Genomic DNA, 22,086 nt, shown 5'->3' with positions numbered 1-22,086 from the left:
CAATTAATTGGCCAGCACCACATTATGGGAAAACTCTTTTTCACAGTATTTGCATTTGAGCGCGATATCATTGGCGCGTTTTCGCACGGCAAAGCTGGATGAAACCGGTTCGGCATGGCTGATACAGTTGCTGTTCGGGCAGATCAGCACATTGTCGATGCGCTCCGGCAGGCTGGGGCGCGATTTACCTACCACTTCATAGTTGTCGATACGATTTACCGTGGCTTGCGGTGCATATAACGCCAGTTGATCAACCTGATCTTCACTCAAAAAGGTATTTTCGATTTTGATCAGATCTTTGCGGCCCATCTCGCCAGAAGGCAAGTTCAGACCGATGGTGATGCGCTGATCCGTTTCGGTCAGCTTGAACAGACTCAACAGCTTAAAACCGATCTGGGCGGGGATATGGTCAATTACCGTGCCGCGTTTAATAGCTTCAACCTGCAATTTATTATCGTGTGTCATCTCTATTTCCCCTTACAGTACCAGATCGCGATTCAGAACCAGTGCCAGTAACGCCTGGCGAGCGAAAATCCCGTTGCCTGCCTGCTGGAAGTACCAGGCGTGTGGCGTTTTATCAACATCCGTCGCAATCTCATCAACACGCGGCAGCGGATGCAGCACTTTCATATTGGCTTTGGCGTTGTGGAGATCGCTGGCGCGAAGAACAAACTGCGCTTTCACGTTGGCGTACTCGGACGGGTCCAGACGCTCTTTTTGCACGCGGGTCATGTACAGGATGTCTACTTCCGCCATCACTTCTTCAATAGAGCTGTGCAGACTCCATGCGATCCCTTTTTCATCGAGCATATCCAGAATGTATTGCGGCATTGCCAGCGCGTCCGGCGCGATGAAGTAAAAACGGTTGCCGTCGAACTTCGCTAACGCCTGAGTCAGGGAGTGAACGGTGCGGCCATATTTCAGGTCACCAACCATTGCGACGTGGAGATTGTCCAGACGCCCCTGGGTTTCCTGAATAGTGAATAAGTCCAGCAAGGTTTGCGTCGGATGTTGGTTGGAGCCATCACCGGCATTCAGTACCGGTACATTGCCGGAAAACTCGGTGGCCAGGCGCGCCGCACCTTCCTGCGGATGACGCATCACTATCGCATCGACGTAAGTGCTGATAACCGAAATGGTATCGGCCAGCGTTTCGCCCTTTTTACCCAGTGATGTATTGGCGCTGTCGGAGAAGCCCACCACGCTGGCACCCAGGCGGTGCATAGATGTTTCGAAAGAGAGGCGGGTACGGGTAGAGGCTTCGAAGAAACAGCTGGCAATGACTTTGTGCTTCAACAGCTCTGGTTGCGGGTTTGCTTTCAGTTTCGCCGCTGTCGCCAGCACCAGATTAAGGTCATCGCGACTAAGGTCGTTTATGGAAATGATATGTTTCTGATATAGCGGATTAGCCATCTTTTATCTCCTGACGCCTGGGCAAAAAAAAGCCCCTCGATTGAGGGGCTGGGAATGGGTGATCAACGGGAAGAAAAACGGCAGACCAGCGTCTTTTTTCAGACGCGGTAAGACAAAATGTCGAACACACTGAACCATACATCCTCCCGGCAAATTGTCCGGCATTATACTCATCGTCAGAAGCGGCGCAAGCATTTGATGCAATATTTTGTCAGCGCAAACGGTTTATTTGAATTAAAAGTCAAGGTATATGCATTTTTATTTGATGTGATTCTGCAGGGGAACTGTCCTTCGGTATCAATAATTGCAGACATTCCCTGCTTTTTTCTTTTTCACTTTCACGCAATCAGATATGCATTTTATTCCATTCATCCGACTTATAGGGCGGAGTGTGAAAGCGAACGGCTAACACTATTGCTTACTGCTCAGGGATGCGCGCTATCACTTTAATTTCAAAATCAAAGCCTGCCAGCCATGTAACACCCACCGCCGTCCAGTTTGGATAAGGTGGGGCGCTAAATATTTCATTTTTCACCGTCATGATGTCTTCAAATTGTTTTTCTGGATCGGTATGAAAGCTCGTAACATCAATGATATCGTCAAAAGTGCATCCCGCAGCAGCCAGGGTCGCATGCAAATTATCAAATGCCAGTCTGACTTGTTGCTGAAAATCGGGTTCTGGTGTTCCGTCCTCTCGACTTCCTACTTGCCCGGAAACAAACAGCAAATCGCCGGAACGAATAGCCGCAGAATAACGATGCTCAGCATACAGTGAATGTCGGCCAGCAGGGAAAACAGCGGTTCTTTCTACCATTTGGTTATCCTCAAGATTTACGACATGAACAGAAGATTTATATTTACCGGGAGCCGCTTTTAGGGGGACGACGTGAGTAAACAAAACCCAGACATCATGGATAATGGCTGGGCTTAATTGAGCGTAGTCGGTTATGCGCCAAATGCGCCATCAATGGTATGCATCGCGCCGGTAACAAAACTGGCTTCTGGCCCTGCTAACCATGCGACCATACCAGCGACCTCTTCCGGTTGCCCATGTCTTTTGATGGCCATAAAACTATGCAACATATCGCGCATTGGCCCGTTGGCGGGATTAGCGTCGGTATCAATTGGTCCTGGCTGGACGACGTTAATGGTGATCGCACGCGGTCCAAAATCACGGGCCAGCCCGCGCGCCATGCCTTGCAGGGCAGATTTACTGGCGGCATAAGCAGCCATGCCTGCAACAGGCATACGATCGCCATTCACGGAGCCGATGATTAAGATACGCCCGCCTTCGGGCATCTGCCGGGCGGCTTCAACAGAGGCATGATAAGGAGCATGAATATTGATTTTGAAAAGGCGATCAATATCGTCGGCATTTAATTCCAGGGCATCGCCAAAGACGCCAATACCTGCATTTACCACCAGGATATCCAATGCGCCGCTCTTACGAACGACATCAATAACAGCGTCTCTGTCAGCGCTATCTGTGAATACTGCTGTCGCTCCAGTCTCATGTGCCAGGCGTTCAGCGGCATCTTTCGACCCCGCATAGGTGAATCGTACATTGGCTCCATCGGTGACGAAACGACGTACGATAGCGGCACCGATTCCACGGCTACCACCGAGGATGAGAACTGTCTTACCTGTAAAAGCGCCCATAAGGACTCCTTGATTTATTATGTAACATGCATTACAAAACTGTTTTAACTTTCTGTCAACAAGTTTTGTAATGGTCACTAAAAAACAATCTCGCGTTCCAGGTCGTCCCAGACGTTTCGCTCCTGAGCAGGCAGTCTCTGCGGCAAAAGTGCTTTTTCACCAAAAAGGTTTCGATGCTGTCAGTGTTGCTGAAGTTACTGATTATCTTGGTATTAACCCCCCGAGCCTCTACGCGGCTTTTGGCAGTAAGGCTGGGTTATTTAGCCGTGTACTCAATGAATATGTCGGTACGGAAGCTATTCCGCTTGCCGATATTCTTCGTGATGATCGTCCGGTAGGCGAGTGCCTGGTTGAGGTATTAAAAGAAGCGGCGCGCAGATATAGCCAAAACGGCGGCTGCGCTGGCTGTATGGTTCTTGAAGGTATTCATAGTCATGATCCACAAGCGCGTGATATTGCCGTTCAATATTATCACGCCGCAGAAACGACCATTTATGACTATATCGCCAGGCGGCATCCACAAAGCGCACAATGTGTGACTGATTTTATGAGTACCGTGATGTCAGGGCTTTCTGCGAAGGCACGGGAGGGGCACTCCATCGAACAACTCTGTGCAACAGCTGCCATGGCGGGGGAAGCGATAAAAACTCTTCTCAAGGAGTGATGCTGGCCTTGATCCGAAAGGCGGGAACGCGCCTGCCGATAAGTTGTGATAAGACAATAATTCACGCGTTAAGGCTGGCGGAATTGATCATCTTTTCGTATAACGATAGAAATGAAACATTGTTTTAATTAAGGAGTGGAAAAGATGATCATCGGAAATATTCATAATCTTCAGCCGTGGCTACCCCAGGAGTTACGCCAGGCGATTGAGCATATCAAAGCAAACGTTACGGCAGAAACGCCCAAGGGCAAGCACGATATCGAAGGCAATCGTCTGTTTTATCTTATCTCGGAAGATATGACCGAGCCGTACGAAGCTCGCCGTGCGGAGTACCATGCCCGCTATCTCGACATTCAGATTGTGTTAAAAGGTCAGGAAGGCATGACCTTCAGCACGCAACCTGCAGGCGCGCCGGATACCGACTGGTTAGCAGACAAAGACATCGCATTTTTGCCGGAAGGCGTTGATGAGAAAACAGTTATTCTTAATGAAGGTGATTTTGTTGTGTTTTATCCGGGGGAAGTGCATAAACCGCTGTGCGCAGTGGGCGCGCCAGCCCAGGTTCGCAAAGCAGTAGTGAAGATGCTGATGGCGTGATGACTTTTCGCCGTAAATAACTCCAGGTTTACGGCGAGTTTGTGAAAAGAGCGTTTTTTGATATTTTTTTGTGAGTAAAATTTGTAATGCTTAGACGTTCTTATTAATTCAAGGAGTTCGTCATGAGCAAAATATCAGATTTGAATTATTTTCAACACATTACATTAGCCGACAATTTTAAACAAAAAAGTGAAGTTTTAAATACCTGGCGTGTTGGAATGAATAATTTTGCCCGTAATGCCGAGGGGCAGGATAATACAAGAAATATCCTTGATCCTAAGACATTTTTGGAGTTTTTGGTAAAAATATTTACCCTGGGTTATGTGGATTTTAGCAAACGCTCCAACGAAGCGGGAAGAAATATGATGGCTCATATTGAGTCCTCATCTTATATCAAAAATAATGATGGCAGTGAGTTAATGAAGTTTGTTATGAATAATCCTGAAGGGGAACGAGCGGATTTATCTAAGGTGGAAATAGAAATTACACTTTCCACTATCACTACTATGGGGACTCGTCAAGGACATACGGCTATTATATTTCAACAACCTGATGGTTCGACTAATCGTTATGAAGGAAAGTCCTTTGAAAGAAAAGATGAGAGTTCATTACACCTGATTACTAACAAGATTCTGGCGTGTTACCAACGCGAAGCTAACAAGGAAATAGCTCGTCTATTAAATATTCCGCAGGAGTTAAATAATTCTCATGACTTAAATAACTCGCAGGTGAGTTGTAAAGGTTCAGTTGATTCTACGATTACGGATTTATTAGAAAAACCATTGAATAATGCATTATTAGCAATAAGGAAAGAACATCTGCTATTAATGCCTTATGTATGTAATGAATCGATTTCATACTTGCTGGGTAAAAAAGGGATACTGAAAGAAATAGATGACCTTAACGTATTAAATAATTATCTTATTAATAATAAAAAAGCTACTGACAATGAAATTAATGACATCAAAGTTAACCTGTCTCATATTCTTATTGATTCCTTGGATGATGCAAAAGTTAACCTTGCACCGGTCATCGTTTCGATTCTGGAGACTTTTTTAAAATCCCCATATATTAATGATGTAAGAATACTGGATTGGTGTTTTAATAAAAGCATGCAATATTTTGATGATTCAGCAAAGATAAAGCATGCATGCTCTGTGATAAATCATATTGATTTTAGCCGCGATCAATCTAAAGATTTTAGCTGCGATCAATCTAAAATTAAAATAGCTGAGACCTTATTTTTCAATCTCGATAAAGAACCCTATAAAAATAGCCGTAAATTACAGGAATTGATTTGGGATAAGTTGGTTGCATATGTCAATGATTTTAGCTTAAGCAATCAAGAAAAATCACGCTTAATACTAAGGTTATTTGATGATGTTAAGTTACTATTTAATGAAGTGCCTGTCAGCATTTTAGTAAATGATATTTTTTTGAAGGATTTTTTCATGAAGCAACCTGATTTTGCTAAGTGGTACTTCTATCAATTACTTAAGTGTTATGAGGGCGAACAGCTGTATCTTAATGAGTTAGGATATGTTTATGGTGATGAAGAAAAAACAAAAGAAATTGTAAATAAACTTCCGGGTTATGTCGTTAAGATTTTTGAAGAAAAGATGGGTAATGAATTAAAAATTAGAACAAGAATGATGAAAATCCTCCGGAATGGCAAAATCAATATATATGGATATATTAATGAAGAACAGTTAGGAAAATTAAATCCTCCGGAAGATTTACGTATAGCAATAAAAAAATTGGGGTGGAATAATTGAACTATCACTGCATAAAATAATGTGACGCCGGGATGTTTTTGTTTTTCCCGGCATCTTTATAGCGATATCAATTATTTACTGAGCGTCGCGACCATCACCGCTTTGATGGTATGCATGCGGTTTTCCGCCTGATCAAATACAATGCTGGCGGCAGATTCGAAGACCTCATCAGTCACTTCCATTCCGCCATGTAGGCCAAACTCTTCCGCCATTTTTTTGCCAAGCGTCGTTTGGTCGTCATGAAACGCGGGCAGGCAGTGGAGGAATTTGACCTCCGGGTTACCGGTCAACTGCATCATCTTGCTGTTCACTTGATAATCACGCAGCAATGCAATGCGTTCAGCCCATTTCTCTTTTGCTTCACCCATCGACACCCATACATCGGTATAGATAAAGTCAGCACCTTCAACTCCTTTAGCTACATCTTCCGTCAGCGTAATATTCCCGCCATTTTGTTGTGCCAGGGCGCGGCATTCCGTAACCAGCGCAGCTTCCGGCCAGCATGCCTGTGGCGCGACCAGACGCAAATCCAGACCGGTAAGCGCTGCAGCTTCGAGCATCGAATTGCCCATGTTGTTACGTGCGTCACCTGCATAGACCAGCGTCATTTCGTTGAACGTTTTGCCGGGCAAATGCTCCTGCATGGTGAGGAGATCCGCCAGCAGCTGCGTGGGGTGAAACTCATTGGTCAGGCCGTTCCATACCGGCACGCCAGCGTATTCCGCCAGTGTTTCGACAATCTCCTGACCATAGCCGCGATACTGAATACCGTCATACATGCGACCAAGCACGCGGGCAGTGTCTTTAATCGACTCTTTATGACCAATTTGGCTGCCGCTTGGGCCGAGATAAGTAACACGAGCACCCTGGTCATATGCGGCAACTTCGAAAGAGCATCGGGTACGGGTCGAGTCTTTTTCGAAGATGAGCGCGATGTTTTTACCAGTGAGTTTGGCTTCTTCTTTACCGCTTTTCTTATCGGCTTTCAGCTTCGCGGCTAACTGCAGCAGGCTGTTAAGTTCAGCTGGCGTGAAATCGAGTAATTTCAGGAAATGCTTATGATAAAACCCGGACATAGATCCCTCCTGTGGCTAACGCCTTAATGAATTAAAATTCAATTTATATGGATGATTATTCATTTGCAAGTCTAAAGCATAAATCTTTATCACAAAGGTGGAGGCAATGTCAGTGGTGTGTGACAATAAGAGTATCGGCAGGACATTAAGAGGAATGAGCCATGGCAAACCCGGAACAACTGGAAGAACAGCGTGAAGAAACACGTTTGATTATTGAAGAATTACTGGAAGATGGCAGCGATCCGGACGCGTTGTACACCATCGAACACCATCTTTCCGCAGACGATCTGGAAACTCTGGAAAAAGCGGCAGTTGAAGCGTTTAAACTCGGTTACGAAGTGACCGATCCAGAAGAGCTGGAAGTTGAAGATGGTGATATCGTGATTTGCTGCGACATCCTCAGCGAGTGCGCGTTGAATGCCGATCTGATCGATGCCCAGGTTGAACAACTGATGACGCTGGCGGAGAAATTTGACGTTGAGTACGACGGTTGGGGCACTTACTTTGAAGATCCTAACGGCGAAGATGGCGACGATGAAGATTTTGTCGATGAAGACGATGACGGGGTTCGCCACTAATTAATTGATTAAAATGCCCGATAGCACATACTAGCGGGCATTTTTTTAGAGTTCGCGTAGCATCCGCACTTCACAATCGACATGGCCCGTGCAGCCAAGCGCATAGTCGATATGCTCAAAGCCCAAATGCTCATAAAGCGCAATGGCTTCCTTTAAAAAAGCGGTCGTTTCCAGATAGCAGCGTTTGAAGCCCATCTCTCGTGCCTGCTCCATCGCCATTAAGGCCAGTTTTTTCGCTAGCCCTTTACCGCGAATAGCCGGAAGAAAATACATCTTTTGCAGTTCGCAAATGTCCGACTCACTCCCGGTTAATGGCGCAATCCCACCGCCGCCGACCACTTCACCCTCGTACTCAACCACCCAATATGCATGGCCAGGCTGACTATACACTTGATACAGCTCGTCAAGATTCGGATCGGCGACGGTGTAGCCTTTATCAGCGGTAAGACCGTATTCGGCGGATACCTGACGAATGACGCGGGCGATAGCAGGATTATCCTGCAGCGTCAGGCGACGCATTACAGGTGATTGCGGCGCAATGTTATTCATAGTTTAACCCAATAAAAATAAAGTAATTATACATTTGTTTAATACCACTCTCTTCTTACGTGCGCAAGCATCTTATAAAGCAATAAAGTTTTTGCCAGCCTATTACTGATAAGAGTATTGTAACGTGGCAGAACATTTTACTGTCTGTATATATAAATTATATCAATGGATTTTTTAATTCAGGGAATTTTTATGGCTCAAGTTATTAATGATATGGATGTTCCGTCCCATTCGTTTGTTTTTCATGGTACAGGTGAGAGATATTTTCTTATTTGTGTGGTGAATGTGTTGTTAACGATTATAACGCTAGGTATCTATTTACCATGGGCATTAATGAAATGTAAGCGTTATCTCTATGCTAATATGGAAGTTAACGGACAACGATTTTCTTATGGGATTACCGGTGGGAATGTTTTTGTTAGTTGTCTTGTTTTTGTTTTTTTCTATTTCGCAATCTTAATGACAGTGTCAGCAGATATGCCGCTTATTGGCTGTGTTTTGACTTTGTCACTGTTGGTTTTGCTTATATTTATGGCAGCAAAAGGACTGCGTTATCAGGCCTTGATGACCAGTCTCAACGGCGTAAGATTTAGTTTTAATTGCTCTATGAAAGGGTTCTGGTGGGTGACCTTTTTCTTGCCGATTTTAATGGCCCTTGGGATGGGGACTGTTTTCTTTATCTCGACAAAGATGCTACATGCCAATAGTTCAAGTAGCGTTATTATATCTGTGGTTCTGATGACAATAGTTGGTATTGTTTCCATTGGTATTTTTAATGGCACTTTATATAGTCTGGTAATGAGTTTTCTCTGGAGTAATACCAGTTTCGGTATACACCGTTTCAAGGTGAAATTAGATACTACATATTGTATAAAATATGCCATTCTCGCATTTTTAGCTTTATTACCTTTTCTCGCTGTTGCTGGTTATATTATCTTCGATCAAATATTAAATGAGTATGATAGTTCTGGGTATGCAAATGATGATATTGAGAATTTACAGCAATTTATGGAAATGCAACGTAAAATGATAATCGCGCAGTTAATCTATTATTTTGGGATTGCTGTTAGCACCAGTTATTTAACGGTGTCGTTGCGAAATCATTTTATGAGCAACCTGTCACTGAATGATGGGCGTATTCGTTTTCGCTCAACTTTAACGTACCACGGTATGCTTTATCGCATGTGTGCGTTGGTGGTGATATCCGGGATTACGGGTGGTCTGGCTTACCCACTGCTGAAAATATGGATGATTGACTGGCAGGCAAAAAATACGTATTTGCTGGGCGATTTGGATGACTTTCCTTTAATCAATAAAGAAGAACAACCAGATAAAGGCTTCTTAGCCAGTATTTCACGGGGAGTTATGCCTTCTTTACCATTTCTGTAAGAGATAAAAAAGGCCGGAGCATGCTCCGGCCTTCGTTTTCATCACGGTGTTGATTACAGCGCGGCGATAACAGCCTGCTGTTCAATCAGCTTCGCTTTCGCTTCTGCATAGCCTTCCAGCTTCTCACGCTCTTTCGCGATGACCGCTTCCGGTGCGCGGGCGACAAAGCCTTCGTTCGCCAGTTTGTTCTCGATACGGCTGATTTCACCTTCAATCTTCGCCACTTCTTTCGCCAGACGCGCCAGTTCATCTTCTTTGTTGATGAGGCCAGCCATCGGGATCAGCAGCTCTGCACCGTCGATGATCTTCGTAACGGAAACCGGACCTTTATCATCGGCAGGCAGCACGGTGATACTTTCCAGACGCGCCAGCGTTTGCAGGAAGCCACGGTTTTCATTTACGCGACGCTCTGCATCCGCGCTGCAACCACGCAGCAGCAGCTCCAGCGGTTTGCCCGGCGCGATGTTCATTTCTGCACGGATGTTACGTACCGCAACGATCGCCTGTTTCAGCCACTCGGTGTCGGCCAGTGCGGCTTCATCAACCTGAGACGCATCGTACTGCGGGAACGGTTGCAGCATGATGGTGTCAGCAGTGATACCGCAAAGTACTTTCACACGCTGCCAGATGGTTTCGGTGATGAACGGAATGATCGGATGCGCGAGGCGCAGCAGTCCTTCCAGTACAGTCACCAGCGTGTGGCGAGTACCGCGCAGTTCGGCTTCTGTTCCACCGTTCATTACCGGCTTGGTCAGCTCCAGATACCAGTCACAGAACTGGTTCCAGGTGAACTCATACAAAATGCCTGCGGCAATATCGAAACGGAAGCTGTCCAGCGCTTCGCGGTACGCTTTGATAGTCTGGTTGAACTCCGCCAGAATCCAGCGGTCCGCCAGCGACAGCGTCATTTCACCGCCGTTGAAGCCGCAATCCTGACCTTCTGTGTTCATCAGCACAAAGCGGCTGGCGTTCCACAGCTTGTTACAGAAGTTACGGTAGCCTTCCAGACGCTTCATATCCCAGTTGATGTCACGACCGGTAGAAGCCAGCGCCGCCAGGGTGAAGCGCAGCGCGTCAGTGCCGTGCGGCTCAATGCCGTTCGGGAACTGTTTCTCGGTGCGCTTACGGATTTTGTCCGCCAGCTGCGGCTGCATCATATTGCCGGTACGTTTTTCCAGCAGTTCTGGCAGCGAAATACCGTCAACCATATCCAGCGGGTCGATAACGTTACCCTTGGATTTGGACATCTTCTGGCCTTCGTCGTCACGAATCAGACCGGTCATGTAAACAGTGTGGAACGGCACCTGCGGTTTGCCATTTTCATCTTTGATGAAGTGCATGGTCATCATGATCATGCGGGCAATCCAGAAGAAGATGATGTCGAAACCAGATACCATCACGCTGGTTGGGTGGAACTGACGCAGGGCGTCGGTATTTTCCGGCCAGCCAAGGGTAGAGAAGGTCCACAGCGCAGAAGAGAACCAGGTGTCGAGAACGTCTTCGTCCTGACGCAGGACAACATCAGCACCGAGGTTATTTTCTTTACGCACTTCGTCTTCGTTGCGGCCAACATAAACGTTACCCGCTTCGTCATACCATGCCGGGATACGGTGACCCCACCACAACTGACGAGAGATACACCAGTCCTGAATATCGCGCATCCAGGAGAAGTACATGTTTTCGTACTGCTTCGGTACGAACTGAATGTCGCCGTTCTCAACCGCTTCAACTGCCGGTTTCGCCAGTACATCGGCACGCACGTACCACTGGTCGGTCAGCATCGGTTCGATAACCACGCCGCCACGGTCGCCGTAAGGAACGGTCAGGTCGTGCGGTTTAATTTCTTCCAGCAGACCGAGCGCGTCAACCGCAGCAACGACTGCTTTACGTGCAGCAAAACGCTCCAGTTTCTGGAACTCTGCCGGGATTTCGCTGGAATAAACGTCAGATTCGTTACCTTTGGTATCGAACACCTGGGCGCTTTCACGGATATCGCCGTCAAAGGTCAGGATGTTGATCATCGGCAGGGCGTGACGTTTACCGACTTCATAGTCGTTAAAGTCGTGCGCTGGGGTGATCTTCACGCAGCCGGTGCCTTTTTCCATGTCGGCGTGTTCGTCGCCAACGATCGGAATACGACGGTTAACCAGCGGCAGAATGACATATTTGCCAATCAGATCTTTGTAACGCGGATCTTCCGGGTTAACGGCCACGCCGGTATCGCCCAGCAGGGTTTCCGGACGAGTAGTCGCAACCACCAGATAATCTTTACCGTCTGCGGTTTTCGCGCCGTCAGCCAGCGGATAGCGGATGTGCCACATCGAACCTTTCGATTCGCGGTTTTCCACTTCCAGGTCGGAGATAGCGGTGCGCAGTTTCGGGTCCCAGTTTACCAGGCGTTTGCCACGGTAAATCAGGTCTTCTTTATACAGACGAACGAAAACTTCTTTCACTGCATTGGACAGGCCTTCGTCCATCGTGAAGCGTTCACGCTCCCAGTCCACGGAGTTGCCGAGACGACGCATCTGACGGGTAATGGTGCCGCCGGATTCCGCTTTCCATTCCCAGATTTTGTCGATGAAAGCTTCGCGGCCGTAGTCGTGACGGGTTTTACCTTCTTCTGCGGCAATCTTGCGCTCAACGACCATCTGGGTAGCGATCCCGGCGTGGTCAGTACCGACCTGCCACAGGGTGTTTTTGCCCTGCATGCGCTGATAGCGGATCATAGTATCCATGATGGTTTGCTGGAAGGCGTGACCCATATGCAAACTGCCGGTGACGTTCGGCGGCGGGATCATGATGCAGAAACTTTCCTGGCTTTCATCGCCATTAGGCTTAAAGTAGCCCTGCTTTTCCCAGTGCTCGTAAAGCGGCTGTTCGATATCTTGTGGGTTATATGTCTTTTCCATTATTTCCAGGTTGCCGTATTCAGGTTGAAACCAGCCACGCGGTAGGCTTTATAGCGTTCGCGCGCCAGTTGTTTCAGAGAATCTTCATAAGGAACGAAGTCTACCACTTCTGTGAAAGCGGTGGCAAAATCTGCAAAGCTTGTTCGCAGACTAATCAATATATCGCGCGGGCTGCTGCTGCGTTTTTGCGGCCAGGCGATCTCCACCGGCGCACCGCCGCGCGGTCCTTCTCCCGCTAAATTATGCGGAACAAAGCTTTCTGCCGGACGCGCCCACAGGGCTTCATCCAGCCGGTAAGCCTGCTTTTCATCTTCACAGGCGATGAGTACGCGCTTACCGCTGCGCCAACGTTCTGCGGCAATTTCACACACCAACTGCTCAACGGCGCTTAAGCCATCGACGGTGGTGTCATTGTCCAGAAGGTAGAACGTTGCGTTTTTCATATATGGGGCTTCTTGTGGTGGATTTAAATATTGCTGCATTCCTCACCCTGAAAGATGAGCAATGAATTTCTATTGCGCTCGATCGGTTCCCTCTCCCTTAGGGAGAGGGTTAGGGTGAGGGTAAAACGCAAACTTACTCTTCGCCGTTAAACCCAGCGCGGTTTAACAGGAACTGTGCCAGCAACGCTACCGGACGACCGGTTGCGCCTTTTGCTTTACCAGAACGCCAGGCGGTTCCTGCAATATCCAGGTGCGCCCAGTTGTACTTACGGGTAAAGCGTGACAGGAAGCAACCTGCGGTAATCGCCCCACCAGGACGACCGCCAATGTTCGCCATATCGGCAAAATTGGACTCCAGTTGTTCCTGATACTCGTCACCCAGCGGTAAACGCCATGCGCGGTCACCGGACTGTTCAGACGCGGCAATCAGTTCATGGGCCAGCGGATTATGGTTCGCCATCAGACCAGTAATATGATGACCCAGCGCGATCACGCAGGCACCGGTCAGCGTCGCCACATCAATCACCGCTTCCGGCTCAAAACGTTCAACGTAAGTTAACACGTCGCACAGTACCAGGCGGCCTTCGGCATCGGTGTTCAGCACTTCAACGGTTTGACCGGACATGGTGGTTAACACATCGCCCGGACGATAGGCACGCCCGCCAGGCATGTTTTCACAGCCTGCCAGCACGCCAATAACGTTAATAGGCAGTTGTAGCTCTGCGACCATCCGCATCACGCCGTAAACCGCTGCCGCACCGCACATATCGTACTTCATCTCATCCATGCCTTCTGAAGGCTTGATGGAGATACCGCCGGAGTCGAAGGTTAAACCTTTACCCACCAGCACGATTGGGCGTGCATCTTCCGACGCGTTGCCTTTGTACTCAATCACCGACATCAGCGATTCGTTTTGCGAACCCTGACCGACCGCCAGATAAGAGTGCATCCCCAGCTCTTTCATCTGCTGTTCGCCGATAACGCGGGTGATAACATTCTTGCTGTAGCTGTCAGCCAGCTGGCGCGCTTGTGAAGCGAGGTAAGCGGCGTTACAGATATTCGGCGGCATATTGCCGAGATCTTTTGCTGCTTTAATCCCGGCGGCAATCGCCAGACCGTGCTGGATCGCGCGCTCACCGCTGGTCAGTTCACGGCGGGTCGGCACGTTGAACACCATTTTACGCAGCGGACGACGCGGTTCGCTCTTGTTCGTTTTCAGCTGATCGAAACTGTAGAGCGTCTCTTTTGCAGTCTCGACAGCCTGACGCACTTTCCAGTAGTTGTTACGGCCTTTAACGTGCAGTTCAGTCAGAAAGCAGACCGCTTCCATCGAGCCAGTATCATTCAGCGTATTAATGGTTTTCTGAATAACCTGCTTGTACTGACGCTCATCCAGCTCACGTTCTTTGCCGCAACCAATAAGGAGAATTCGCTCGGAAAGTACATTCGGAACATGGTGCAGCAACAGTGTCTGCCCCGGTTTTCCTTCCAGTTCGCCCCGACGTAGCAGGGCGCTGATGTACCCATCGCTGATTTTATCGAGCTGTTCTGCAATCGGAGAAAGGCGACGTGGTTCGAAGACGCCCACGACGATGCAGGCACTCCGCTGTTTCTCCGGGCTACCGCTTTTTACACTAAACTCCATGCACTACGCTCCTGAATCTTAAAGACAACGGCGGTGGCTACAGATAGAATTGCAAGCTTTCGTAACTCATGTCCGCTGTTGCGATGACTTCGTGTTAATCTTAACGTTATTACGGCATTGGCACGTCAGAACAAAATCTGAGAGGTGAATCCGTTGAGTATAATTATCTTAGCGACGATTTCGACGACTCAAGAGAATAAATGACGTTTAAGCCATGAAACAAGCTAAAATCCTGCAAAAGACGAGTTTTTACGGGCGTATTTAAAGTGATAATCATAAGATATCTGGTGCGGGAGACGCTCAAAAGCCAGCTGGCGATACTCTTCATCTTGCTTTTGATCTTCTTCTGTCAAAAGTTAGTGAGGATCCTCGGCGCAGCGGTTGACGGCGATATTCCGGCGAATCTGGTGCTCTCCCTTCTCGGGTTGGGCGTGCCGGAAATGGCGCAGCTTATCCTGCCATTAAGCCTGTTCCTCGGGCTGCTGATGACGCTGGGCAAACTGTATACCGAAAGTGAAATTACGGTAATGCATGCCTGCGGCCTGAGCAAAGCGGTTCTGGTGAAAGCGGCAATGATCCTTGCGGTATTCACGGCAATCGTCGCGGCGGTTAACGTGATGTGGGCGGGACCGTGGTCATCGCGTCATCAGGATGAAGTGTTAGCAGAAGCGAAAGCGAACCCTGGCATGGCGGCATTGGCGCAAGGGCAATTCCAGCAAGCGACTAATGGCAGCTCGGTGCTGTTCATCGAAAGCGTTGACGGCAGCGATTTCAAAGATGTGTTCCTCGCGCAAATTCGACCAAAAGGTAATGCACGTCCTTCTGTGGTGGTGGCCGATTCCGGACATTTAACCCAGCTGCGCGACGGCTCCCAGGTCGTCACTCTCAATCAGGGAACGCGCTTCGAAGGCACTGCACTGTTACGTGATTTCCGCATTACGGATTTCCAGGATTATCAGGCGATCATTGGTCACCAGGCGGTGGCGCTCGACCCGAACGATACCGACCAGATGGACATGCGCACATTGTGGAACACTGACACCGATCGTGCCCGCGCAGAACTGAACTGGCGTATCACGTTGGTGTTCACCGTGTTTATGATGGCACTTATGGTTGTACCGTTGAGCGTGGTTAACCCGCGTCAGGGACGCGTACTGTCGATGCTGCCAGCCATGCTGCTGTATCTACTTTTCTTCCTGATCCAGACCTCCCTGAAATCGAACGGCGGTAAAGGTAAGCTGGACCCGACGCTGTGGATGTGGACCGTTAACCTGATTTATCTGGCTTTGGCGATTGTTCTCAACCTTTGGGACACCGTGCCGGTCCGCCGCCTGCGCGCCAGTTTTTCGCGTAAAGGAGCGGTGTGATGCAACCTTTTGGCGTACTTGACCGCTATATCGGTAAGACTATTTTCACCACCATCATGATGACGCTGTTCATGCTGGTGTCGCTGTCGGGCATTATCAAGTTTGTCGATCAGCTGAAAAAAGCCGGGCAGGGGAGTTACGACGCGTTAGGCGCAGGAATGTATACCTTGCTGAGCGTGCCGAAAGATGTGCAAATCTTCTTCCCGATGGCGGCTCTGCTTGGGGCGTTGCTTGGTCTTGGGATGCTGGCGCAGCGCAGCGAACTGGTAGTCATGCAGGCTTCTGGTTTTACCCGTATGCAGGTGGCGCTGTCGGTGATGAAAACCGCCATTCCGCTGGTCTTGCTGACGATGGCGATTGGTGAATGGGTCGCGCCGCAGGGCGAGCAGATGGCGCGTAACTACCGTGCGCAGGCGATGTACGGCGGCTCGTTGCTCTCCACTCAGCAAGGCTTATGGGCGAAAGATGGCAACAACTTCGTCTACATTGAGCGGGTTAAAGGTGACGAAGAGTTAGGTGGCATCAGTATTTATGCCTTTAACGAGAATCGTCGTCTGCAATCCGTACGTTATGCCGCTACTGCGAAGTTTGACCCGGAACATAAAGTCTGGCGTCTGTCGCAGGTTGATGAATCTGATCTGACCAATCCGAAACAGATCACCGGTTCGCAGACGGTGAGCGGCACCTGGAAAACCAACCTCACGCCAGACAAACTGGGCGTGGTGGCGCTGGACCCGGATGCACTCTCCATCAGTGGTTTGCACAACTATGTGAAGTATCTGAAGTCGAGCGGTCAGGATGCCGGACGTTATCAGCTCAACATGTGGAGCAAAATCTTCCAGCCGCTATCCGTGGCGGTGATGATGCTGATGGCGCTGTCGTTTATCTTTGGCCCACTGCGTAGCGTACCGATGGGCGTGCGTGTGGTCACCGGTATCAGCTTCGGTTTTGTCTTCTACGTACTGGACCAGATCTTCGGCCCGCTGACATTGGTTTACGGCATCCCGCCGATCATTGGCGCACTGTTGCCAAGCGCCAGCTTCTTCTTAATCAGCCTGTGGCTGTTAATGAGAAAATCGTAATCTAACAAGGGAGCGAAAGCTCCCTTTATTATTGTTGACAAAGTCAAATACGAGTTCGAACGGTCCCCTCGCCCCTTTGGGGAGAGGGTTAGGGTTAGGGTTAGGGTTAGGGTTAGGGTGAGGGGCACAGATCACGTCTGACTTACCTTTTTCTCCCCCCCAGCAAACTCCCCAACATCCCGCGTACAATCTGATTCGTCACCTGGCGAGCGGCGCTTTTCGCCATTGTTTGCACCACACCATCTTTCTTCCCGCCGCGTGGTCCGGTAGTGCCAAACAAAATATCCTTCAATCCACCAAGAATACCGTCATCCACCGCCACCTCTTTCCCTTTCACGGGGGGATTATTTTGCTGCTCGGTACTGGCCTGAAAGCCTTTTTGCAGCATCTCATAGGCGGACTCGCGGTCCACCTCATCTTCATATTTGCCATACACCGGGGAGTGATTAATCAGGCCATTACGCTCATCTTCCGTCACCGGCCCCATTCGCGAACAAGGTGCGATCACCATCGCCCGTTCCACCACAGAAGGACTTCCTTTTGCATCGAGAAACGAGATTAACGCCTCGCCGGTCCCCAGTTCCTGGATTGCCTTTTCGGTATCAAATGCCGGATTGGCCCGCATGGTTTGCGCCGCTGCCTTCACTGCTTTCTGATCTTTTGGCGTAAAAGCCCGCAAAGCGTGCTGAACGCGATTACCTAGCTGCCCGAGCACATTATCCGGAATATCAGACGGGTTTTGCGAAACGAACCAGACGCCCACGCCTTTTGAGCGAATAAGCCTTATCACCTGCTCAATCTTATCCAGCAGTACCTGCGGTGCATCGTTAAACAGCAGATGTGCCTCGTCGAAGAAAAACACCAGTTTTGGTTTCTCCAGATCGCCCGCTTCAGGCAATTGTTCATACAATTCTGAAAGCATCCACAGCAGGCTGGCGGCGTACAGTTTCGGCATCTGATAAAGCTTCTCGGCGCTGAGGATATTGATAACGCCTTTACCGTTGGCATCGGTACGCATCCAGTCTTTGATATCCAGCATCGGCTCACCAAAAAAGTGCGCCGCGCCTTGCTGTTCCAGCGATAACAGCCCGCGCTGGATGGCACCAACCGATGCGCTACTGATATTACCGTACTGATTCTGGAAGGATTTGGCGTTATCGCCGATGTACTGGGTAATCGCCCGCAAATCTTTAAAGTCGAGCAGCAACAATCCCTGATCGTCCGCAATGCGGAAGATAATATTCAGCACGCCAGATTGCACATCGTTGAGATTCAACAGTCGTGCCAGCAACAGCGGCCCCAGATCCGAAACCGTCGCCCGCACCGGATGGCCTTTCTCGCCAAAGATATCCCACACCACCACCGGATTGGCATGCGGTTGCCAGTCGTTGACGCCGATATTTTTAAGCCTTGCGAGCAGTTTTTCCGACGCCGTTCCTGCCTGCGCGATGCCGGTCAGATCGCCTTTCACATCGGCCATAAACACCGGAACACCGATTTCCGACAATGACTCTGCCAGTTTTTGCAACGTGACAGTTTTACCCGTCCCCGTTGCGCCAGTAATCAGCCCGTGACGGTTAGCCATTCCCGGCAGTAAAAACAGTTCTGTGTCCGGCGTGCGGGCAATTAACAGGGGTTCGCTCATGAGATTTCCTCCAGTTTCCTGCCTGGAGTATAGGCAACGTCCGGCAAAGAGAATATGTGTAATGAAGAGAAAATAACCTAAAGCGTGTTACCGTGATAAATCTGATACCCGAGGTCAACAGTGTTGTGGTTGTGATCGTTATTCTTAATTTTGCTCAGCAACATTTGGGCGGCCATCCGACCAATATCAAAACGGGGAGTAATTACGCTGGCGAGGCTTGGGATCATTTGCCTGCCAATCTCCAGCCCATGAAAACCCGCAATGGAAATTTGTTCTGGCACGGCGAGGTTTCGCTCGCGGCACAGCAGAAGCGCACCCATCGCAATATCGTCATTGGTGCAAAATACACCGTCTAAATCCGGGTTTGCGCTAAGGGCATCACGCATTAACTGCATTCCTAAATGAATGGATGAGATGGCGCGTGGATTCATGCGTAATGGGGAAAGATTATGCAGCATCATCGCATCGCAATACCCCTGATAACGCTGTTCATCGCGGGTGTCATCTTTGGAACCGAGATACAGAATTTTGTGCCTGACTCGCTTCTCCAGCATGGTACACACCATGTCAAAAGCGGCCTGCCGATTATCAAAACCGACCTCCATATCCAGCCGTTCTCCCTGTACATCCATCAATTCCACGACCGGAATGGTGGCTGAACGCAGAAATTTCACCGTCCTGATGGTGTGATATTTTTCCGAAAGTATAATCCCGTCAATGTTATAAGAGAGCAGGTTAATCACCGACTCTTCTTCGGAATCGCGATCGTAATTGTAATTAGCAATAAGGGTCTGATAATTATGCTCAGAGGTGACGGATTCTATTCCCGCGAGAATGTCAGCGAAGAGTTGATTTTGAAATGACGGAATCAAGATACCGAGGGTATAACTTTGTGCATTCAACAACATGCCGGGAGCGCGATTAGGGATATAATTGATCTCTTCCATAATTTTGGCGATGCGCTCGCCTGTTTCCTTTGCCACCTTTTTCGGCGAGCGGATATAACGACTCACGGTCATTTTTGTTACGCCAGCCAGCGTAGCGATATCCTGTAAAGAAATTCTGTGATTGCGCATAACTTCTCCCAACGTCGGGGGAATCTTCAATCTTCCCCCGAAACTACATCACAATATTTTATTCTTTCAGTGCAATACGGCGTTAATGGCTAACACGCCCAGCAAACCCATAATAGAAATAAGGGTTTCCATCACCGTCCAGGTACGCAACGTTTCACCAACCGTCAGATTAAAATACCCTTTAAATAGCCAGAAGCCAGGGTCGTTTACGTGTGACGCGATCACGCTGCCCGCACCGGTTGCCAGTACCATTAAAGCGGGATCGGCATGGGTAACGTTGATAATCGGCAACACCACACCCGCGGTGGTAATGGCCGCGACTGTGGCAGAGCCCAGAGCGATACGCAACAGCGCCGCAACAGTCCAGCACATCAATAACGGCGAAAGTGTAGTTCCGGTCATTAAGTGTGAAATATACTGCCCGACACCGCTATCTACTAATACCTGCTTAAACGCGCCGCCGCCAGCGATAATAAACACAATCATCGCGATAGCGCCTATAGAATCCCCAATGATATCCATGATTTGCTCGATGGTGCGTCCATTACGTCGGCCCAGTGTGAAAATCGCAATAACAATGGCAATAAACAGCGCAACGGCAGGGTTACCGACAAATTCAAAGAAGAGGCGCACGGTGTTAGTTTTCGGTAACGTAATTTCACAAACGGCGGCGATAGCCATCAGGATGACCGGGATCACGGCAGCGAAAATACTGTTCCAGAAGGAGGGCATCTCCTCTTCGCTAAACAGATGAGGATTAAATAAGCCTTCCGGTGGTGCTTTCTCAAAGCGAGTTAGCAGTTTAGAAAACAGCGGTCCTGCGACAATAACTGTCGGAATGGTAATGATAAATCCATACAGTAAAGTCGTTCCGAGATTAGCCTCAAAGATAGTCGCGATGGCAGTAGGCCCTGGATGTGGCGGCAGAAAACAGTGGGTTACAGAGAGCGCTGCTACCATCGGTACGCCAACATACAACAGGGGTAATCCAGATGATGCCACGATGGTAAATACCAACGGCAGCAGCAGGACAAAACCCACTTCAAAAAACATGGCGAGGCCCACAACCAGACCGGTGATCACTAGCGCCCATTGCACGCGTTTTTTACCAAAAGTAGCAATCAGCGTAGTGGCGATACGTTGTGCCGCGCCCGTATCAGAAATCAGCTTGCCTAACATGGCCCCGAAACCGAGGATCATTGCCAGCCCGCCGAGCGTGCTGCCGATACCATTTTGTATAGAGTGCAGGACGGCCTGTGCATCCATCCCTTCGGCAAATCCGACGACGGCAGCGACCAGAACGAGGGCAATAAAGCCGTTAACTTTAAAGCCGATCATCAGGATAAGAAGCAGCGCGACGCCTGCCGCAATAATGATTAATGGCATAGTCTTTATCTCTTATTAGTGCCAGAAAAGCAGCGCTTTCGCGCTGCACGTAGGGTGGTGGCTGTTAAACAGCCACTAACATGCCGCCATCAACAAACAACAGGTGGCCGTTTACGAAATCAGAGGCTTTTGAAGAAAGGAACACCGCAGCACCAATCAGTTCCTGCGGATCGCCCCAGCGTGCGGCGGGGGTCCGTTTGCACAACCAGGCGGTGAAGGCTTCGTCCTCAACCAGTGCTTTAGTCATTTCTGTTTTGAAATAGCCCGGCGCAATACCGTTGACCTGAATATTGTGGCGCGCCAGCTCGACGCACATGCCGCGGGTGAGCATTTTTACCGCTCCTTTCGATGCGGCATAAGGGGTGATGGTGTCACGTCCCAGTTCGCTTTGCATCGAGCAAATATTAATAACTTTACCCGCCTTGCGTTCAACCATGTGACGAGTTACCGCTTGCGACACCAGGAACACGGCGGTCTGGTTTACTGCGATCACATCATTCCACTCTTGTTCAGGGAACTCAGTAAAAGGATGACGGCGCTGGATACCGGCGTTATTCACCAGCACATCAATGGGGCCGATGTCCTTTTCGATATGTTCAACGGCGGCATCAATTTCATGTTTATGAGTAACATTAAAAGGTGCGGCAACGGCCTGAATACCCTCCTGGTGGAGTTTTTCTACAGCAAGTTCTGCGCGTTCGGCAGTAATATCATTAATAATTATTTGTGCGCCATATTTACCCAGGCCGGTTGCCAGTAAATAGCCAATGCCCTGTGCTGAACCGGTAATCAAGATATTTTTTCCTGCCAGTGAAAATAGATCGTTCATTGTA

Annotated in this window: 22 protein-coding genes; 8 read left to right on the top strand and 14 right to left on the bottom strand. The window is 49.0% G+C overall.

Features of this window, described 5'->3' with window-relative positions; genetic code table 11:
• Positions 1 to 3 precede the first annotated feature (3 nt).
• From pyrI to bdcA, 5 genes are all read right to left on the bottom strand, one after another.
• The gene (gene pyrI, locus ACJHYW_RS02920) at positions 4 to 465 is read right to left on the bottom strand and encodes an aspartate carbamoyltransferase regulatory subunit (RefSeq protein ID WP_000148579.1); all 462 of its coding nucleotides are present in this window, start codon (positions 463 to 465) and stop codon (positions 4 to 6) included.
• A 12-nt stretch (positions 466 to 477) separates the two neighbouring features.
• On the bottom strand, positions 478 to 1,413 hold the full coding sequence (gene pyrB / locus ACJHYW_RS02915; RefSeq protein WP_000013046.1) for an aspartate carbamoyltransferase: 936 nt from the start codon (positions 1,411 to 1,413) through the stop codon (positions 478 to 480).
• Positions 1,414 to 1,416: 3 nt separating this feature from the next.
• Positions 1,417 to 1,551: a pyr operon leader peptide gene (gene pyrL, locus ACJHYW_RS02910; protein ID WP_001296693.1), complete on the bottom strand. Its 135-nt coding sequence runs from the start codon at positions 1,549 to 1,551 to the stop codon at positions 1,417 to 1,419.
• Between the two features lie 280 nt (positions 1,552 to 1,831).
• Positions 1,832 to 2,227 carry a RidA family protein gene (locus tag ACJHYW_RS02905; protein ID WP_000230274.1) on the bottom strand — a complete coding sequence of 132 codons (396 nt, stop codon included), beginning with the start codon at positions 2,225 to 2,227 and terminating at the stop codon, positions 1,832 to 1,834.
• A gap of 131 nt (positions 2,228 to 2,358) precedes the next feature.
• Complete coding sequence (gene bdcA, locus ACJHYW_RS02900) at positions 2,359 to 3,072, bottom strand: SDR family oxidoreductase (protein WP_000500694.1); 714 nt, start codon at positions 3,070 to 3,072, stop codon at positions 2,359 to 2,361.
• Between the two features lie 70 nt (positions 3,073 to 3,142).
• Between bdcA and ACJHYW_RS02895 the strand changes: the two genes are divergently transcribed.
• From ACJHYW_RS02895 to ACJHYW_RS02885, 3 genes are all read left to right on the top strand, one after another.
• Positions 3,143 to 3,736 (top strand): TetR/AcrR family transcriptional regulator, encoded by a 594-nt coding sequence (locus ACJHYW_RS02895; protein WP_000256674.1) that lies wholly within the window; start codon positions 3,143 to 3,145, stop codon positions 3,734 to 3,736.
• 144 nt (positions 3,737 to 3,880) lie between these two features.
• On the top strand, positions 3,881 to 4,333 hold the full coding sequence (gene tabA, locus ACJHYW_RS02890) for a toxin-antitoxin biofilm protein TabA (protein ID WP_001361371.1): 453 nt from the start codon (positions 3,881 to 3,883) through the stop codon (positions 4,331 to 4,333).
• A 122-nt stretch (positions 4,334 to 4,455) separates the two neighbouring features.
• On the top strand, positions 4,456 to 6,108 hold the full coding sequence (locus tag ACJHYW_RS02885) for a hypothetical protein (protein ID WP_000036418.1): 1,653 nt from the start codon (positions 4,456 to 4,458) through the stop codon (positions 6,106 to 6,108).
• A gap of 71 nt (positions 6,109 to 6,179) precedes the next feature.
• Here ACJHYW_RS02885 and argF read toward each other — a convergent pair whose 3' ends face one another.
• A complete protein-coding gene (gene argF / locus ACJHYW_RS02880; RefSeq protein WP_000012928.1) occupies positions 6,180 to 7,184 on the bottom strand; it encodes an ornithine carbamoyltransferase in 1,005 nt (334 codons plus the stop codon).
• Between the two features lie 161 nt (positions 7,185 to 7,345).
• On the opposite strand from argF, the gene rraB reads away from it, so the two are divergent.
• Positions 7,346 to 7,762 (top strand): ribonuclease E inhibitor RraB, encoded by a 417-nt coding sequence (gene rraB / locus ACJHYW_RS02875; protein WP_000002953.1) that lies wholly within the window; start codon positions 7,346 to 7,348, stop codon positions 7,760 to 7,762.
• A gap of 45 nt (positions 7,763 to 7,807) precedes the next feature.
• Here the strand turns inward: rraB and ACJHYW_RS02870 are convergent, their stop codons facing one another.
• Positions 7,808 to 8,311 (bottom strand): GNAT family N-acetyltransferase, encoded by a 504-nt coding sequence (locus ACJHYW_RS02870; RefSeq protein ID WP_001059402.1) that lies wholly within the window; start codon positions 8,309 to 8,311, stop codon positions 7,808 to 7,810.
• A gap of 192 nt (positions 8,312 to 8,503) precedes the next feature.
• On the opposite strand from ACJHYW_RS02870, the gene ACJHYW_RS02865 reads away from it, so the two are divergent.
• On the top strand, positions 8,504 to 9,700 hold the full coding sequence (locus ACJHYW_RS02865; RefSeq protein WP_000079609.1) for a YjgN family protein: 1,197 nt from the start codon (positions 8,504 to 8,506) through the stop codon (positions 9,698 to 9,700).
• A 53-nt stretch (positions 9,701 to 9,753) separates the two neighbouring features.
• Here ACJHYW_RS02865 and valS read toward each other — a convergent pair whose 3' ends face one another.
• The 3 genes from valS to pepA form a co-directional block, all read right to left on the bottom strand.
• Positions 9,754 to 12,609 (bottom strand): valine--tRNA ligase, encoded by a 2,856-nt coding sequence (valS, locus tag ACJHYW_RS02860; RefSeq protein ID WP_000416392.1) that lies wholly within the window; start codon positions 12,607 to 12,609, stop codon positions 9,754 to 9,756.
• Positions 12,609 to 13,052 (bottom strand): DNA polymerase III subunit chi, encoded by a 444-nt coding sequence (gene holC / locus ACJHYW_RS02855; protein ID WP_000786399.1) that lies wholly within the window; start codon positions 13,050 to 13,052, stop codon positions 12,609 to 12,611. Before holC ends, valS begins: the two co-directional genes overlap by 1 nt.
• Positions 13,053 to 13,185: 133 nt before the next feature.
• Positions 13,186 to 14,697, bottom strand: a complete 1,512-nt coding sequence (gene pepA / locus ACJHYW_RS02850; protein WP_000397144.1) for a leucyl aminopeptidase — start codon at positions 14,695 to 14,697, stop codon at positions 13,186 to 13,188.
• Between the two features lie 153 nt (positions 14,698 to 14,850).
• Between pepA and ytgA the strand changes: the two genes are divergently transcribed.
• The 3 genes from ytgA to lptG all read left to right on the top strand — a co-directional run bounded on the left by ytgA (position 14,851) and on the right by lptG (position 17,146).
• Positions 14,851 to 14,901, top strand: a complete 51-nt coding sequence (ytgA, locus tag ACJHYW_RS02845; RefSeq protein ID WP_211180521.1) for a protein YtgA — start codon at positions 14,851 to 14,853, stop codon at positions 14,899 to 14,901.
• Between the two features lie 62 nt (positions 14,902 to 14,963).
• Positions 14,964 to 16,064 carry an LPS export ABC transporter permease LptF gene (gene lptF / locus ACJHYW_RS02840; RefSeq protein WP_000584114.1) on the top strand — a complete coding sequence of 367 codons (1,101 nt, stop codon included), beginning with the start codon at positions 14,964 to 14,966 and terminating at the stop codon, positions 16,062 to 16,064.
• Positions 16,064 to 17,146, top strand: coding sequence for an LPS export ABC transporter permease LptG (lptG, locus tag ACJHYW_RS02835; protein ID WP_001295681.1), 1,083 nt, complete (start codon positions 16,064 to 16,066; stop codon positions 17,144 to 17,146). Before lptF ends, lptG begins: the two co-directional genes overlap by 1 nt.
• Positions 17,147 to 17,288: 142 nt before the next feature.
• On the opposite strand, the gene ACJHYW_RS02830 is transcribed toward lptG, so the two are convergent.
• From ACJHYW_RS02830 to idnO, 4 genes are all read right to left on the bottom strand, one after another.
• The gene (locus tag ACJHYW_RS02830) at positions 17,289 to 18,791 is read right to left on the bottom strand and encodes a helicase HerA-like C-terminal domain-containing protein (RefSeq protein WP_001294540.1); all 1,503 of its coding nucleotides are present in this window, start codon (positions 18,789 to 18,791) and stop codon (positions 17,289 to 17,291) included.
• Between the two features lie 77 nt (positions 18,792 to 18,868).
• The gene (idnR, locus tag ACJHYW_RS02825; RefSeq protein ID WP_001309159.1) at positions 18,869 to 19,867 is read right to left on the bottom strand and encodes a DNA-binding transcriptional regulator IdnR; all 999 of its coding nucleotides are present in this window, start codon (positions 19,865 to 19,867) and stop codon (positions 18,869 to 18,871) included.
• Between the two features lie 66 nt (positions 19,868 to 19,933).
• Entirely contained in the window at positions 19,934 to 21,253 is a 1,320-nt protein-coding gene (idnT, locus tag ACJHYW_RS02820; RefSeq protein ID WP_001128336.1) for a gnt-II system L-idonate transporter, read from the bottom strand.
• 64 nt (positions 21,254 to 21,317) lie between these two features.
• Positions 21,318 to 22,082, bottom strand: a complete 765-nt coding sequence (gene idnO / locus ACJHYW_RS02815; protein WP_000998703.1) for a gluconate 5-dehydrogenase — start codon at positions 22,080 to 22,082, stop codon at positions 21,318 to 21,320.
• Positions 22,083 to 22,086 lie beyond the last annotated feature (4 nt).

The sequence above is a fragment of the Escherichia sp. WS3063 genome (assembly GCF_046486595.1).
GTDB lineage: Bacteria > Pseudomonadota > Gammaproteobacteria > Enterobacterales > Enterobacteriaceae > Escherichia > Escherichia coli.
The sequence above is the reverse complement of the archived record's forward strand: the minus strand, read 5'-3'. Positions and strand labels throughout refer to the sequence as shown.

Bases quoted from the DNA above. Each gene is read 5' to 3' on its own strand.
- pyrI (WP_000148579.1), bottom strand. From the start codon at position 465: ATGACACACGATAATAAATTGCAGGTTGAAGCTATTAAACGCGGCACG.
- pyrB (WP_000013046.1), bottom strand. From the start codon at position 1,413: ATGGCTAATCCGCTATATCAGAAACATATCATTTCCATAAACGACCTT.
- pyrL (WP_001296693.1), bottom strand. From the start codon at position 1,551: ATGGTTCAGTGTGTTCGACATTTTGTCTTACCGCGTCTGAAAAAAGAC.
- ACJHYW_RS02905 (WP_000230274.1), bottom strand. From the start codon at position 2,227: ATGGTAGAAAGAACCGCTGTTTTCCCTGCTGGCCGACATTCACTGTAT.
- bdcA (WP_000500694.1), bottom strand. From the start codon at position 3,072: ATGGGCGCTTTTACAGGTAAGACAGTTCTCATCCTCGGTGGTAGCCGT.
- ACJHYW_RS02895 (WP_000256674.1), top strand. From the start codon at position 3,143: ATGGTCACTAAAAAACAATCTCGCGTTCCAGGTCGTCCCAGACGTTTC.
- tabA (WP_001361371.1), top strand. From the start codon at position 3,881: ATGATCATCGGAAATATTCATAATCTTCAGCCGTGGCTACCCCAGGAG.
- ACJHYW_RS02885 (WP_000036418.1), top strand. From the start codon at position 4,456: ATGAGCAAAATATCAGATTTGAATTATTTTCAACACATTACATTAGCC.
- argF (WP_000012928.1), bottom strand. From the start codon at position 7,184: ATGTCCGGGTTTTATCATAAGCATTTCCTGAAATTACTCGATTTCACG.
- rraB (WP_000002953.1), top strand. From the start codon at position 7,346: ATGGCAAACCCGGAACAACTGGAAGAACAGCGTGAAGAAACACGTTTG.
- ACJHYW_RS02870 (WP_001059402.1), bottom strand. From the start codon at position 8,311: ATGAATAACATTGCGCCGCAATCACCTGTAATGCGTCGCCTGACGCTG.
- ACJHYW_RS02865 (WP_000079609.1), top strand. From the start codon at position 8,504: ATGGCTCAAGTTATTAATGATATGGATGTTCCGTCCCATTCGTTTGTT.
- valS (WP_000416392.1), bottom strand. From the start codon at position 12,609: ATGGAAAAGACATATAACCCACAAGATATCGAACAGCCGCTTTACGAG.
- holC (WP_000786399.1), bottom strand. From the start codon at position 13,052: ATGAAAAACGCAACGTTCTACCTTCTGGACAATGACACCACCGTCGAT.
- pepA (WP_000397144.1), bottom strand. From the start codon at position 14,697: ATGGAGTTTAGTGTAAAAAGCGGTAGCCCGGAGAAACAGCGGAGTGCC.
- lptG (WP_001295681.1), top strand. From the start codon at position 16,064: ATGCAACCTTTTGGCGTACTTGACCGCTATATCGGTAAGACTATTTTC.
- ACJHYW_RS02830 (WP_001294540.1), bottom strand. From the start codon at position 18,791: ATGAGCGAACCCCTGTTAATTGCCCGCACGCCGGACACAGAACTGTTT.
- idnR (WP_001309159.1), bottom strand. From the start codon at position 19,867: ATGCGCAATCACAGAATTTCTTTACAGGATATCGCTACGCTGGCTGGC.
- idnT (WP_001128336.1), bottom strand. From the start codon at position 21,253: ATGCCATTAATCATTATTGCGGCAGGCGTCGCGCTGCTTCTTATCCTG.
- idnO (WP_000998703.1), bottom strand. From the start codon at position 22,082: ATGAACGATCTATTTTCACTGGCAGGAAAAAATATCTTGATTACCGGT.